Source organism: Pseudoalteromonas sp. NBT06-2 (assembly GCF_002276045.1).
GTDB lineage: Bacteria > Pseudomonadota > Gammaproteobacteria > Enterobacterales > Alteromonadaceae > Pseudoalteromonas.
Genome location: NZ_NQMR01000421.1, coordinates 1 through 486 on the forward strand (window position 1 = coordinate 1; position 486 = coordinate 486).

The window sequence follows — 486 nt, forward strand, 5'->3', positions numbered from 1 at the left end:
TATTTATTTTCGAGGTAGTTCCAGGGCAGGTAATTTTCTGAATTGCCTTTAACTTGCTCGCTGTCTCGTTGCAATACGGTGAAGTAATCGAATACATTAATCCCTGATTCACTCGCCGTCGCTATGACTGACGTGACAACATCACCAATCGTAGCGCCTAGCAGTATTTTGTGGAACATCCCATTTTTCCTATCCCGCACTACGATTTTTAACATGGCTTCGATTTGGTTATTATCAATTATTGCCCCTTCAACCCGGCAGAAATAGGTGAGTCCGTCATAGTGTTTGATGAAGTATTTAACCGCGTGGCCTAAGCTGCTATTTTCTTCTATATCACCTTTACCTAAACGCTGCTCGCCCCAACTTTTTATTTCTTCCATGATAGGTTGTGAATGCCTTTGATGATAAACCAAACGCTCAACTGGCGTGAGTGCCTCATCCTTAGTATGTTGATCGTTGACCCAGATTTCTTCATAGCGGTTGAGT

At 42.6% G+C, this 486-nt stretch carries 1 protein-coding gene; it reads right to left on the reverse strand.

Translation table 11 applies throughout. The annotated features are described in order from the left end of the window. Positions 1–486: IS66 family transposase (locus tag CJF42_RS27045; protein ID WP_141235713.1), on the reverse strand; the 486-nt coding region annotated here is incomplete at both ends.